General features: G+C 65.5%; 15 protein-coding genes. 14 read left to right on the forward strand and 1 reads right to left on the reverse strand.

Annotation, left to right across the window (positions count from 1 at the left end; all coding sequences use genetic code 11):
• The first annotated feature begins 58 nt into the window (after positions 1-58).
• The 14 genes from AB7849_RS18110 to AB7849_RS18175 all read left to right on the forward strand — a co-directional run bounded on the left by AB7849_RS18110 (position 59) and on the right by AB7849_RS18175 (position 11,488).
• Positions 59-1,282: a beta-ketoacyl-ACP synthase gene (locus tag AB7849_RS18110; RefSeq protein WP_008209161.1), complete on the forward strand. Its 1,224-nt coding sequence runs from the start codon at positions 59-61 to the stop codon at positions 1,280-1,282.
• Positions 1,283-1,301: 19 nt separating this feature from the next.
• Positions 1,302-2,549, forward strand: a complete 1,248-nt coding sequence (locus tag AB7849_RS18115; RefSeq protein ID WP_008209162.1) for a beta-ketoacyl-[acyl-carrier-protein] synthase family protein — start codon at positions 1,302-1,304, stop codon at positions 2,547-2,549.
• A 130-nt stretch (positions 2,550-2,679) separates the two neighbouring features.
• Positions 2,680-3,429 carry a beta-ketoacyl synthase chain length factor gene (locus AB7849_RS18120; protein WP_092703210.1) on the forward strand — a complete coding sequence of 250 codons (750 nt, stop codon included), beginning with the start codon at positions 2,680-2,682 and terminating at the stop codon, positions 3,427-3,429.
• Positions 3,390-4,196 (forward strand): lysophospholipid acyltransferase family protein, encoded by an 807-nt coding sequence (locus AB7849_RS18125; RefSeq protein WP_369501490.1) that lies wholly within the window; start codon positions 3,390-3,392, stop codon positions 4,194-4,196. The genes AB7849_RS18120 and AB7849_RS18125 overlap by 40 nt, the downstream gene beginning before the upstream one ends.
• Positions 4,193-4,483: a phosphopantetheine-binding protein gene (locus AB7849_RS18130; RefSeq protein ID WP_008209166.1), complete on the forward strand. Its 291-nt coding sequence runs from the start codon at positions 4,193-4,195 to the stop codon at positions 4,481-4,483. Before AB7849_RS18125 ends, AB7849_RS18130 begins: the two co-directional genes overlap by 4 nt.
• A gap of 30 nt (positions 4,484-4,513) precedes the next feature.
• A complete protein-coding gene (locus AB7849_RS18135) occupies positions 4,514-5,080 on the forward strand; it encodes a membrane protein (RefSeq protein WP_008209168.1) in 567 nt (188 codons plus the stop codon).
• Complete coding sequence (locus AB7849_RS18140) at positions 5,077-5,433, forward strand: 3-hydroxyacyl-ACP dehydratase FabZ family protein (RefSeq protein WP_008209171.1); 357 nt, start codon at positions 5,077-5,079, stop codon at positions 5,431-5,433. The genes AB7849_RS18135 and AB7849_RS18140 overlap by 4 nt, the downstream gene beginning before the upstream one ends.
• Entirely contained in the window at positions 5,430-6,395 is a 966-nt protein-coding gene (locus AB7849_RS18145; RefSeq protein WP_008209174.1) for an LpxL/LpxP family acyltransferase, read from the forward strand. Before AB7849_RS18140 ends, AB7849_RS18145 begins: the two co-directional genes overlap by 4 nt.
• Positions 6,388-6,864 (forward strand): acyl-CoA thioesterase, encoded by a 477-nt coding sequence (locus tag AB7849_RS18150; RefSeq protein WP_008209177.1) that lies wholly within the window; start codon positions 6,388-6,390, stop codon positions 6,862-6,864. Before AB7849_RS18145 ends, AB7849_RS18150 begins: the two co-directional genes overlap by 8 nt.
• Positions 6,865-6,981: 117 nt before the next feature.
• The gene (locus AB7849_RS18155) at positions 6,982-7,704 is read left to right on the forward strand and encodes a class I SAM-dependent methyltransferase (RefSeq protein WP_008209179.1); all 723 of its coding nucleotides are present in this window, start codon (positions 6,982-6,984) and stop codon (positions 7,702-7,704) included.
• Positions 7,701-8,894, forward strand: coding sequence for a beta-ketoacyl-[acyl-carrier-protein] synthase family protein (locus AB7849_RS18160; protein WP_369501492.1), 1,194 nt, complete (start codon positions 7,701-7,703; stop codon positions 8,892-8,894). The genes AB7849_RS18155 and AB7849_RS18160 overlap by 4 nt, the downstream gene beginning before the upstream one ends.
• Positions 8,891-9,349: an ApeP family dehydratase gene (locus AB7849_RS18165; protein ID WP_008209183.1), complete on the forward strand. Its 459-nt coding sequence runs from the start codon at positions 8,891-8,893 to the stop codon at positions 9,347-9,349. The genes AB7849_RS18160 and AB7849_RS18165 overlap by 4 nt, the downstream gene beginning before the upstream one ends.
• Entirely contained in the window at positions 9,346-10,074 is a 729-nt protein-coding gene (gene fabG, locus AB7849_RS18170; protein WP_008209185.1) for a 3-oxoacyl-ACP reductase FabG, read from the forward strand. Before AB7849_RS18165 ends, fabG begins: the two co-directional genes overlap by 4 nt.
• Positions 10,075-10,330: 256 nt before the next feature.
• A complete protein-coding gene (locus AB7849_RS18175; RefSeq protein ID WP_147626808.1) occupies positions 10,331-11,488 on the forward strand; it encodes an isovaleryl-CoA dehydrogenase in 1,158 nt (385 codons plus the stop codon).
• Positions 11,489-12,099: 611 nt separating this feature from the next.
• Here the strand turns inward: AB7849_RS18175 and AB7849_RS18180 are convergent.
• On the reverse strand, positions 12,100-12,459 hold a 360-nt coding region (locus AB7849_RS18180; RefSeq protein ID WP_369501493.1), incomplete at its 5' end, for a hypothetical protein.

Genomic DNA, 12,459 nt, shown 5'->3' on the forward strand with positions numbered 1-12,459 from the left:
AGGGAGCGGAGCGCGCACGATTCGTGACCACGAAACCATCGACAAGGATGCCGCCAGCATGAAGCGCGTCGTCATTACCGGCATGGGCGGGATCACCGCGCTGGGCCACGACTGGGACACCATCGCAACGCGCCTGCGTGAAGGCCGCAACGCGGTGCGGCGCATGCCCGAATGGGACTACTTCGATGGCCTGAACAGCCGCCTCGGTTGTCCCGTCGACGATTTCGACGTGCCGCGCTGGCCGCGCCAGAAACTGCGCTCGATGGGGCGCGTGGCGCAGTTGGCCGTGGCCGCCAGCGAACATGCCTTGCGCGATGCCGGGCTGCATGACGACGCGACGATTCGCGACGGCCGCATGGGTGTGGCTTATGGTTCGTCCGGCGGCAGCATCGAGCCGGTACGGGTGATGGGTCGCATGCTCGACACCGGTTCGATGCAGGGCGTCACCGCCACCAGTTATATCCAGATGATGGCGCACACCACCGCGGTGAACGTCGGCGTGTTCTTCGGGCTGAAAGGGCGGATCATTCCCACCTCCAGCGCATGTACCTCCGGCAGCCAGGCGATCGGTTACGGCTACGAGGCGATCCAGCACGGCAAGCAGAAGCTCATGTTGTGCGGTGGTGCGGAAGAACTTTCCGGCCCCGGCGCGGCGGTGTTCGACACGCTGTTCGCCACCAGCACGCGCAACGACGAAGCGCAGCTCACGCCACGTCCGTTCGACCGCCATCGCGACGGGCTGGTGGTGGGCGAAGGCGCCAGCACGCTGGTGCTGGAGGAATACGAACACGCCAGGGCGCGCGGCGCGACGATCCATGCGGAAGTGCTGGGCTTCGGTTGCAATTCCGACGGCGCGCACATCACCCAGCCCACCGCCGAGACCATGGCGGTGGCGATGCGGCTGGCGCTGGATGACGCGCAACTGCCGGCGGACGCGATCGGCTACATCAGCGCCCACGGCACCGCCACCGACCGTGGCGACGTGGCCGAAAGCCACGCCACCCACGACGTATTCGGTGCGCGCGTGCCGATCAGCTCGATGAAGAGTTACGTCGGCCACACGCTGGGCGCCTGCGGCGCGCTGGAAGCGTGGTGGACGGTGGCGATGATGCGCGAGGGCTGGTTTGCGCCCACGATCAACCTGAGCGAGATCGATCCGGAATGCGCCGAGCTGGATTACATCATCGGCAGTGCTCGCCAGCTCGCCACCGAGCACGTGATGAGCAACAACTTCGCCTTCGGCGGCATCAATACCTCGCTGATCCTCGGGGCCTGCGCATGACGTGCGGAGCGTGCAACTGATGCGCCTGCGCGACGCCAACGGCCTGCCGCGCGTGGTGGTGACCGGCAGCGGTTCGCTGTCCTGCCTGGGTCACGGCAACGTGGCGTTCTTCGATGCCTTGCGCGCGGGCCGTGGTGGCTTGCGCCCGATGGCGGGGTTCGCTGCGCTGGGCCTGCGCGCTCGTGTGGGCGGCCCGGTCGACCTCACCGGTATGCCCGAAGCACCGCGCAAGCTGCGCCGTTTTTTCGCCCCGCCCGGCCTGTACGCGTGGCATGCCGCGAACGAGGCGTTCGCGCAAGCGGGCGTGACGCCGGAACACCTGCGTGCTGATGACTGCGGACTGGTATTCGGTGGCGGCGCCGCGCTGAGCGAACACGAAGCGGGACTGGCCAGTCATCGCGCCAAAGGCATCGCCAAGCTGTCGCCGTTCTGGGTGCCACGCGGCATGAGCAGCGCGCTGTCCGCCAGCCTGGCGCATGCGTTCGACATCGGCGGCACCAGCCTCACTCTCAGCTCGGCCTGCACCAGCGCCACCCACGCGATTGGGCACGCGATGGAACTGATCCAGCTTGGTCGCCAACAGATGGTGGTCACCGGCGGCGCGGAAGAACTGCACGACAGCACGGCGATGTGGTTCGACGCGATGGGTGCGTTGTCGCCACAGCATGATCCCGCGCTGGCCTCGCGTCCCTGCGACCGCGACCGCGACGGCTTCGTGCTGGCCGCCGGCGCCGGCGTGCTGGTGCTGGAATCGCTGGAACACGCGAAGACGCGTGGTGCCACCGTGCTGGCCGAACTCGCCGGCTACGGCAACTGCACCGATGCCGCCAGCATGGTCGGCCCCGGTACCGACGGCATCGCCCGCGCGATGCGCCAGGCGCTGGACCGCGCCGGCACCCTGCCCGACTACATCAACACCCACGCCTGCTCCACGCCGCAGGGCGACCTGGCCGAATGGCAGGCCATCCGCACGGTGTTTGGCGAGCGCGGCGCGGCGGTGCCGCCGCTGTCCTCGATCAAGGGCCTGACTGGTCACGCCCCCGGCGCCGCCGGTGCGCTGGATGCCATCGCCGGACTGTTGATGATGCAGCACGACCTGCTCGTGGCCGGCCGGATGGTCGACACACCCGATCCCGACTTTGTCGATGCGCCGCTGCTCAACGCCAACCGCGCGCAACGCATCGACAGCATGCTGTCCAACAGCTTCGGCTTCGGCGGCAGTTGCGCCTCGCTGCTGTTCCGCCGCTACACGGAGGACGCCGCATGAGGGCCTCACGGGAAACCCGCACGGCATCCATGGGTAGGAGCGCACCCTGTGCGCGATGGCTTTTGCACCGATCGAAGCCAGAAGCGTTCGCGCACAGGGTGCGCACCTACCGCAGCTTTTCGAGGTGTCCATGATCGACCTGCGCATCGAACGCTGGCAGGCATGGGCGCCCGGCCTGGACAACGCCGCGGCGTGGCAAGCCTGGGCACAAGCGCCACACGCCGTGTCCGACGACGGCAAGCTGCAACCAGCGTGTGCCTTCCTGCCGGCGATGCAACGCCGCCGCCTGAGCCGGCTGGCGCGCATGACTCTGGAAGCCGCGTGGCCGCTGTGCGACGACGGCGAGCAACTGCCGTTCGTGTTCGCCTCGCGTCATGGCGAAACCACGCGCACCCTCGCCCTGCTTGGCGACCTGGTCGATGAGCAGCCGCTGTCGCCGACCCAGTTCGGCCTGTCGGTGCATAACGCCATCGCCGGCCAATGGTCGATCCTGCGCGAACAGCGCGGCGAGTCGGTGGCGCTTGCCGGCGAGGCCGATGCCTTCGAGCACGCCATGCTGGAAGGCACGCTGCAACTGGCCGCCGGCGCCCCATCCGTGCTGGTGGTGGTCGCCGAGGAACTGCCGCCGCCGGCCTATGCCGAGTGGATCGACGACGTGCCGTTCTCCTATGCTGTCGCGCTGCGTTTGGGGAAAACCACAGCCACCGGCGAAGCGCCGACCACCACCGACTGGCAACTGCAGCCAGGCCGGCACGACGACCGTGGCACACCTTGCGCATGGCCGCACGCGCTGGATTTCCTGCGCGCTCTGCTCGTTCATGAACCGTCACTGGAACACGTATGGAAAGCACGCCGCTGGAACTGGCAACGCAGCCGCTGAACCGGCGCACCGACGCATGGGCCGTGCGGCTGGTCGCCACCGGCGCCAGCTTCGTGCTGTTCGGATTGGGCGGCCTGCTGCTGTGGATATTCCTGCTGCCGGTGCTGGCCTGCCTGCCCGGTGGAGTGATGGCACGACGCCGGCGCGCACGCGCCGCGATCAGTCGCGCGTTCCGCCTGCACGCCTGGTTCATGCGACGCAGCGGCGTCCTCACCTTGCATATCGATGGCGTGCAGCGACTGGGACAACCCGGCCAGATGATCGTGGCCAACCATCCCTCGCTGATCGACGTGGTGTTTCTGATCGGCCAGTTGCGCGACACCAACTGCATCGTCAAGGCCGGCCTGTTTCGCAACCCGTGCATGCGCGGGCCGGTGCGCGCGGCGCAATACATCAGCAACGATGGCAGCATGACCATGCTGGAGCGCGCCGCCGACGTGCTGCGCGAAGGGCAATCGCTGCTGGTGTTTCCCGAAGGCACGCGCACCACGCCGGGCTGCGCGCCGGTGTTCCATCGCGGTGCGGCGGCCATCGCCTTGCGTGGCGCGCGTTGCGTCACGCCGGTGTTCATCACCGTCGAACCCACCACGCTGACCAAGGCCGAGCCGTGGTACCGCATCCCCGACCGCCGCGTGCAGGTGCGCCTGCGCGTGGGCGCGGACATCGACCCGGCCGACTTCAACACCCACGCACCGCTGCCGGTCGCCTCGCGCCGGCTCAACGACCATTTGCATCAACTCTTTCTCAGGGAACTCGCCACCTCGTGAACGCACCGACCCAGACCGCACTCGAGCAGGCCATCGCCCAGCTCATCATCGACACGCTGAACCTGGAAGACCTCCAGGCCTCCGACATTCCGCCGGCGCAACCGCTGTTCGGCGAAGGCCTGGGGCTGGACTCGGTGGACGCACTGGAACTGGCGCTGGCGCTGCAGAAGCGTTACGGCATTCGCGTGGAATCCGATGCGAAGAACGCGCGCGAGCACTTCGCCACCGTCGCCAACCTCGCCGCCTATGTCGCCTCGCAGCAAGGCGCCGGCGATGGCGCACACTGACGACGCCTGCCCTGCGCATCGATGAACACCATGCCGAACGGATCGCCGCGACCCAAGTTGACCCGCCTGCTGCTGCCGCTGGCCGGCGTGCTGTATCCGTTCGTCGTCTACTACGGCATGGAAAAGGTGGCGCCGCCGGTATTCGCGCTGGTGCTGGGCGCGATCTGGCTGATCCGCGCACCGACACTGCTGCGCGAGCCCGGCGGACGCTGGATGGTCGCCGTGGCGTTGGCGTATTGCGTGCTGCTGGCCGTGAGCGGCGAGGAGCAATTGCTGCGCTGGTATCCCACCCTGATCAGTGTGTTCCTGCTCGCCACGTTTGGCCTGAGCCTGGTCTTCGGGCCGCCTCTCGTCGAGCGAATAGCGCGCCTGCGTGAACCCGACCTGCCCCCGGAGGCCGTGCCTTACACGCGCAAGGTCACCTGGGTGTGGGTAGGCTTCTTCGTGTTCAACGGACTGATGTCGGCGGCGCTCACGCTGTGGGCGCCGCTGAAGTGGTGGACGCTGTACAACGGCCTGATCGTGTACTTCATCATGGCCGTGCTGTTTGTCGGCGAATGGCTGCTGCGCCAGCGCATGCGGAAGCGCTACGCATGAATGCGCCGCGCACCGCCGAGTTGCTCGACGAACGCGAAATCGATGGCGTCTGGACGCTGCGCCTGCGCCTGCCGCCGGAGCTGGCGCATTTTGCCGGGCACTTTCCCGGTGCCCCGGTGTTGCCCGGCGTACTGCAGGTGCAATGGGCGCTGGCGCTGGCGGCGCCGCGACTGGGCATCACTCCGCGCTGCCGCGAGATGGAGGCGCTGAAATTCCAGCGCCTGTTGCGCCCGGGCGACGAGGTGGAACTGGAACTGCGACTGGACGCCACGCGCGGCAAGCTGCACTTCGCCTATCGGATCGACGGTGCGCATTGCTCGTCCGGCCGCCTGCGCGTGGAGCCGGCGGCATGAGCGACGCAGGCGTGCAGGAGCCGCATTGGGCCGCACAGAAGGAGCGCGGCAGCTTCGCCCTGATGAAACTCACCGCGCTGGCGTTGCGCCACCTCGGCCGACGCCCGATGACGCCGGTGCTGTACCTGATCGTGCTGTACTTCTTCGTGTTCGGCCGTCGCGCGCGGCGCAACATACGCCAGTACCAGACCTACCTCGCCGACTGGAGTGGACGCGACGAACTGCGCCCCACCACGCGCCGCGTGTTCGGCCAGTTCATGGCTTTCGGCGAGAGCCTGCTTGATCGCCTCGACGTGTGGCATGGGCGGCTCGGCCCGGCGCAGGTCGAGCTGCACGACCCGGCCGGCGTGCGCGACCAGCTGCGCCAATGCCTGCATGGCGGACGCGGACAGATTCTGGTCTGCACCCACCTGGGCAACCTCGACGTCTGCCGCGCGCTGGCGGAGATGGGAGAACAGGTACCGCTGAACGTGCTGGTGCACAACCGTCACGTCGCCCATTTCAACCAGTTGCAGAGTGAGGCCGGTGATCGCCAGCTGCGCATGCTGCAGGTCAGCGAGATGGACGCGGCGCTGATGCTCGACCTGTCGCAACGGCTGGACCGCGGCGAATGGCTGGCGATTGCCGGCGACCGCGTGCCGCTCAACGATGGCCGTCGTGTCAACGTGGATTTCCTCGGCCATGTCGCGCCGTTTCCGCAAGGTCCGTGGCTGATGGCCGGCCTACTGCGCTGCCCGGTGAACCTGATGTGCTGCCTGAAGATCGATGGCCGCTACCAGATCCGGCTGGAGCCATTCCTCGACTTGCCGACGTGGGAGCGCGGGCGACGTGAGCAAACCATTGCCCAATGGACGCAACGCTACGCCGACCGCCTCGCCCAGCTATGCCTGCTGGCGCCGCAACAATGGTTCAATTTCTACGCCTACTGGCCATCCATCCATCAGGGAGAAACCGATGCGTAGCCGCGGCGTGATGCACGTTGACAGCGAAATCGTGGTGCCGTTCTACGACGTCGATTCAATGGACGTGGTCTGGCATGGTCACTACGTGAAATACCTGGAAGTGGCGCGCTGCGCGCTGCTCGACCAGATCGGTCACAACTACACGCAGATGAAGGCCGCCGGCTACGTCTGGCCGGTGATCGACGTGCAGTTGCGCTACGTGCGCCCGGCTCGTTTCGGCCAGCGCCTGCGCGTGCGCGCCGAGCTGGTGGAATGGCAGAACCGGCTGAAGGTCCACTACCTCGTCAGCGATGCCGCCAGCGGCGAGCGCATGACCCGCGCCAGCACCGTGCAGGTGGCCGTGTGCTTGACCGATGGCGAGATGCAGCTGGTTTCGCCGCAGATTTTTATTGATGCCGTGGAGCAAAGTATTTCCATTGGTCATGCTGACCGAGCACATGAACAAGTGAGCGCTCATGACCGCTCCTAGCATCCGGATTCTGCTCGTCATCCCAGCGCAAGCTGGGATCCAGTGCCTCCGAGCCATTGAACAAAAGACACTGGATTCCTGCTTGCGCAGGAATGACGAACAAAGAACCTATTGACCATGACCTACGCCAGCCCTACCTACGTCGAGGAAACCCGCATCGGTTTCCGCTTCCTCGCCACCCACACCTGGCAGCACCATGTGCTGCGCGTGGCGATCAATGACCTCAAGCGCCTGATCGGCGACTCGCTGCCGCAAGGCGGCGTGCTGCTTGACGTCGGTTGCGGCCAGGGGCGCTCGTTCCGGCTGCTGCGTGAGGCCTTCGCGCCCCGCCGATTGATCGGGCTGGATGCCGACCCGCACAGCGTCGAGTTGTCGCGCATCGAAGCGCAGCGCGAGGGCATCGACGTGGAGCTGCACGTTGCCGACTGCGCCCGCATCGAGTTGCCTGATGCCAGCGTGGACATCGTGTTCTGCCACCAGACGTTCCATCACCTGGTGGAACAGGAACAGGCGCTGGCCGAGTTCTGGCGCGTGTTGAAACCCGGCGGCCGGCTGCTGTTCGCCGAATCGACCAAGGCGTATATCGACACGTGGGTGATCCGCTGGTTCTTTCGTCACCCGATGCACGTGCAGAAAAGTGCCGACGGCTATCTCGCCATGCTGCGCACACAGGGTTTCGTGTTCGATGACGCCCACGTTTCGCTGCCCTATCTGTGGTGGAGCCGTTCGAAGGATTTCGGCCTGCTTGAACGCTGGGGGCTGCGAGCGCCGCCACCGCCGGGCCAGCGCGAGGAAACCCTGGTGAACGTGGCCGCGCGCAAACCGATGGAACGCGCATGAGCCACGCCTACCTCAACGCACTTGGCGTGACCTGCACGCTCGGCAGCGGCAAGGCCGCGGTGGCCGAGGCGTTGTTTGCCGGCGACGATCGCTGCCTGCAACCCGAGTCCGGCTGGATTCCCGGCCATGCGCCGTCACTCGGTGCGGTGCGCACGCCGTTGCCGGCCATGCCCGAATCCCTGGCGGCCAGCCGCGACAACCGCTGCAATCGCCTGCTGCTGGCCGCCGCGATGGAGATCGAGGGCGATATTCGCACCGCCATCGCACACTACGGCAGCGAGCGCATCGGCATCGTGCTCGGCACCAGCACCGGCGGTATCGAGGAAGCCACCGATGGCCTCGCCGCCTGGCGTCGCGATGGCACATGGCCGTCTGAATATCGATACGCCCACCAGGAACTGGCTGGCCCGGCCGAATGTCTCGCCGAATGGCTGGGGCTGGCCGGTCCCTGCTACGTCATCTCCACCGCCTGCACCTCCGGCGCACGCGCGCTGATCAGCGCGCAACGACTGTTGCAGGCCGGCGTCTGCGATGCCGTGCTATGCGGCGGCGTGGACACGCTGGCGCGGCTGCCGATCAACGGCTTCCATGCGCTGGAAGCGCTGGACCCGGCGCGCTGCAATCCGTTCTCGCGGCATCGCCACGGCATCAATATCGGCGAGGCCGCCGCACTGTTCCTGATGACCCGCGAGCGCGGTCCGGTACAGCTGCTGGGCAGTGGCGCCAGTTCGGATGCCCACCACATGTCGGCGCCCGATCCGGATGGTCGCGGCGCGATGCAGGCGATGCGTGCTGCACTGGCCGATGCCGGGCTGCAACCGGCGCAGATCGACTACCTCAACCTGCACGGCACCGCCACCGAACACAACGACTGCATGGAAAGCCGCGCGGTGGCCGAGGTGTTCGCCGATGGCGTGCCGTGCGCATCGACCAAGTCGCTCACCGGCCACACGCTGGCCGCCGCCGGCGCGCTGGAAGCGGCGTTCTGCTGGCTGAGCCTGACCGACGACCGCATCGCACGCCGCCTGCCACCACAGGCATGGGATGGCGCAGCCGATCCGGAACTGCCTCCGCTGTGCTTCGTCCGCGTCGGCGAGCATCTACCGGCCAGCCGCCCGTGCCGTTTGATGAGCAATTCCTTCGCCTTCGGCGGCAACAATGCCTGCCTGATTCTCGGGGACCCGCGATGACAGCGCGACCGATCGCCGAACTGCTGCCACACGCCGGCGAGATGATCCTGCTCGACGGCGTGGTCGAAGCCGGGGACGAATGCATCGCCTGCCGTCGCCGCGTACGCAGCGAAGGCCTGTTCGAAGATGCCAACGGCTTGCCCGCCTGGGCCGGCGTGGAACTGATGGCCCAGGCCGTCGCCGCCTGGGCCGGCCACCAGGCCCGGCAGGAACGGCAACCGGTGCGCCTGGGCTTTCTGCTGGGCACCCGGCACTATCGCTGCGACGTGGACAGCTTTCCGCCAGGCACCGAATTGCGCGTGGAAGCAACACGCAGTTTCCACGACGACAGCGGCATGGCCGTGTTCGCCTGCCACATCGAATCGGCCATCGGCAGCGCCGAGGCCTTGCTCAACGTTTTCAGCCCAACCGACGCGGAGGTGTTTTTCACGGCCTCCGCGGGAGAACCCACATGACGGACACCATCCTGGTCACCGGCTCCAGCCGCGGCATCGGCCGCGCCATCGCCGTGCGACTGGCGCAAACCGGCTACGACCTAGTGCTGCATTGCCGTTCGCGCCGTGACGAGGCCGAAGCCGTCGCCGCTGAAATCGAAGCGCTGGGCCGCCACGCACGCATCCTGCAATTCGACATTTCCGATCGCGCCGCCTGTCGCGCCGCACTGGAAGCTGACGTGGCCGAACACGGCGCACCCTACGGAGTGGTCTGCAATGCCGGGCTGACCCGCGATGGCGCCTTCCCGGCCTTGTCCGACGACGACTGGGACAGTGTGCTGCGCACCAATCTCGACGGCTTCTACAACGTGCTGCACCCGCTGGTGATGCCGATGATCCGTCGCCGCCAGCCGGGCCGCATCGTCTGCATCGCCTCCGTCTCGGGCCTGATCGGCAACCGCGGCCAGGTCAACTACAGCGCCTCCAAGGCCGGCGTGATCGGCGCCGCCAAGGCGCTGGCGGTGGAACTGGCCAAGCGCAAGATCACGGTGAACTGCGTGGCGCCGGGGCTGATCGACACCGACATGCTGGACGAGGACGTGCCGGTCGAGGAAATCCTCAAGGCCATCCCCGCACAACGCATGGGCACGCCGGAGGAAGTCGCCGCCGCCGTGCAATTCCTGCTCGGCCCCGACGCCGGCTACATCACCCGCCAGGTGCTGGCGGTGAATGGCGGGCTGTGCTGACGATGTCCGACGTGGACCTGATGGCGAAGCTCGTCAAGGTGCATTGATCCCGGTGCTACCGTAGGAGCGCACCCTGTGCGCGAATGCTTTTCGCCGAGGACCGGCATTAGAGCATTCGCGCACAGGGTGCGCTCCTACACCAACCCCGGGCCTGCCATGCCACAACCGACGACGGCCATCGCACTGGTGCGGCGCGTCAGGGCAAGCCGGCGCCACTCGGTTACCATTGCCCGGCTAAGTCCCCAAGGAGTTCGTGATGCGCCCGTTCCCGCTCGGAGAAGACATCGACCTGCTGCGCGACACCGTGCACGCCTTCGCGGAAAAGGAGATTGCCCCGCGCGCGACCCAGATCGATCACGACAACCTGTTCCCGGCCGACCTATGGAAGAAATTCGGCGAGATGGGCCTGCTCGGCATGACCATTCCGACCGAGTACGGCGGCACCGGCATGGGCTATCTCGCGCACATGGTGGCGATGGAGGAAATCTCCCGCGCCTCCGGTTCGGTGGGCCTGTCCTACGGCGCGCATTCCAACCTGTGCGTCAACAACATCTTCCACAACGGCAACGAAGCGCAGCGCAAGAAATACATCCCCAAGCTGTGCTCGGGCGAATACATCGGCGCGCTGGCCATGAGCGAGCCGGGCGCCGGTTCCGACGTGGTCGGCTCGATGAGCTGCAAGGCCGAGAAGAAGGGCGACGTGTGGGTCGCCAACGGCACCAAGATGTGGATCACCAACGGCCCCGACGCCGACGTGCTGCTGGTCTACATGCGCACCGCGCCGCGTGCCGCCGGCAGCCGCTGCATGACCGCCTTCATCGTCGAAAAGGGCATGAAGGGCTTCAGCACCGCGCAGAAGCTGGACAAACTGGGCATGCGCGGTTCCAACACCTGCGAGCTGGTGTTCGAGGATTGCGAGATCCCCGCCGAGAACATCGTCGGCGAAGTGAACGAAGGCGTGCGCGTGCTGATGAGCGGCCTGGATACCGAGCGGCTGGTGCTCTCCGGCGGCCCGATCGGCCTGATGCAGTCGGCGATGGACCTCACCCTGCCCTACGTGCGCGAGCGCAAGCAGTTCAACGCACCGATCGGCACCTTCGAGATCATGCAGGCCAAGGTGGCCGACATGTATACCGCACTGCAGAGCTCGCGCGGCTTCGCCTACATGGTGGCGCAGCAGTTCGACAACGGCGTGAAGTCGCGCGTGGACCCGGCCGCCTGCCTGCTCAACGCCTCGACCAATGCGGTGAAAGTGGCGCTGGAGGCGATCCAGTCGCTGGGCGGCAACGGCTACATCAACGAATTCCCCGCCGGCCGCCTGCTGCGCGATGCAAAGCTGTACGAGATCGGCGCCGGCACTAACGAGATCCGCCGCATGCTGATCGGCCGCGAGCTGTTCCACGGCAAGGCGTAAGCGATACGCACCACTGAATTGAAAACGGCCCGCCATGCGGGCCGTTTTCACAGGAAGCGCAGCAAGTGCACATTCCGTCGAACATCATCACCGTTCGAGCAAACTGCGGTCAGCATGCTGCCGCGATCACGATTGATGGCTTACTGTCCGTCCGTCACGGATAGGAATCAGCCAGAAACGGTCACTCGCTTTGAGCTGAGCCCCCCGTTCCGCACAGAAGACCGGTTGACCGAACACGATTCAAACGACCGCAAGTGAACCTGGAACCGTTTTTTGCGCTCTTTAATGCCACCAATTAGAAAATAATATAATTACTTCTTTAGGCTATGACGCCACCTTTTTTTCGTTGCCGCAACCCCCATTAATGGCAATAGAAAGATGAGCCAGAATAATGATGCAAAAACAACCCCAATCGAAGCACAGGTGAAGGCTGCGTAAATTGCTGATGTAGTAGTTAGTTGTTGGCGAAATACTTGAGTGACTATAAAAAATAAAAACATTGGAGTGGCCATAAATAATTGTGAAACCACAAGAATCCTGATCAAGGCTGACGATCTGGTTTTATAGGAATTCTGTCCGAAAAGTTTCATGTCTATGCTCGCCATTATTTATCATTTACACTCACACGATTTGCCGCCAACATTGGGGCTGTCTAACATGGCGCCACCAACTCCGCCGAGTATTCCACCTATTGCGGCACCACGGCTACCGCCTACAATGGAGGCGGTAGCGTAGGGTTCAGGCGCCTCAGTTATTAACCATTTGATAACGTTTTCAGCAGCCAAATCGGACGCACCTCCTGTTTCAGGTGTAGTCATTAAAGCCACTACTGCGGTAGTTCCAATAGCAAACCCAGCCAGCATTCCCATGCCAGCAAGACCGTTTCTATAAAAGTGGGCTCTCTCTCGATTCGTGTGGTTGACCTTTACCCGACCACCTGTTGAGCCGCATGCGTCCACGGGTTTTTCGGC

Source organism: Rhodanobacter sp. FW021-MT20 (assembly GCF_041107475.1).
Lineage (GTDB): Bacteria > Pseudomonadota > Gammaproteobacteria > Xanthomonadales > Rhodanobacteraceae > Rhodanobacter_A > Rhodanobacter_A glycinis.

Coding starts and splice junctions, on each gene's coding strand:
- AB7849_RS18110 (WP_008209161.1), top strand. CDS start 59: ATGAAGCGCGTCGTCATTACCGGCATGGGCGGGATCACCGCGCTGGGC.
- AB7849_RS18115 (WP_008209162.1), top strand. CDS start 1,302: ATGCGCCTGCGCGACGCCAACGGCCTGCCGCGCGTGGTGGTGACCGGC.
- AB7849_RS18120 (WP_092703210.1), top strand. CDS start 2,680: ATGATCGACCTGCGCATCGAACGCTGGCAGGCATGGGCGCCCGGCCTG.
- AB7849_RS18125 (WP_369501490.1), top strand. CDS start 3,390: ATGGAAAGCACGCCGCTGGAACTGGCAACGCAGCCGCTGAACCGGCGC.
- AB7849_RS18135 (WP_008209168.1), top strand. CDS start 4,514: ATGCCGAACGGATCGCCGCGACCCAAGTTGACCCGCCTGCTGCTGCCG.
- AB7849_RS18140 (WP_008209171.1), top strand. CDS start 5,077: ATGAATGCGCCGCGCACCGCCGAGTTGCTCGACGAACGCGAAATCGAT.
- AB7849_RS18145 (WP_008209174.1), top strand. CDS start 5,430: ATGAGCGACGCAGGCGTGCAGGAGCCGCATTGGGCCGCACAGAAGGAG.
- AB7849_RS18150 (WP_008209177.1), top strand. CDS start 6,388: ATGCGTAGCCGCGGCGTGATGCACGTTGACAGCGAAATCGTGGTGCCG.
- AB7849_RS18155 (WP_008209179.1), top strand. CDS start 6,982: ATGACCTACGCCAGCCCTACCTACGTCGAGGAAACCCGCATCGGTTTC.
- AB7849_RS18160 (WP_369501492.1), top strand. CDS start 7,701: ATGAGCCACGCCTACCTCAACGCACTTGGCGTGACCTGCACGCTCGGC.
- AB7849_RS18165 (WP_008209183.1), top strand. CDS start 8,891: ATGACAGCGCGACCGATCGCCGAACTGCTGCCACACGCCGGCGAGATG.
- fabG (WP_008209185.1), top strand. CDS start 9,346: ATGACGGACACCATCCTGGTCACCGGCTCCAGCCGCGGCATCGGCCGC.
- AB7849_RS18175 (WP_147626808.1), top strand. CDS start 10,331: ATGCGCCCGTTCCCGCTCGGAGAAGACATCGACCTGCTGCGCGACACC.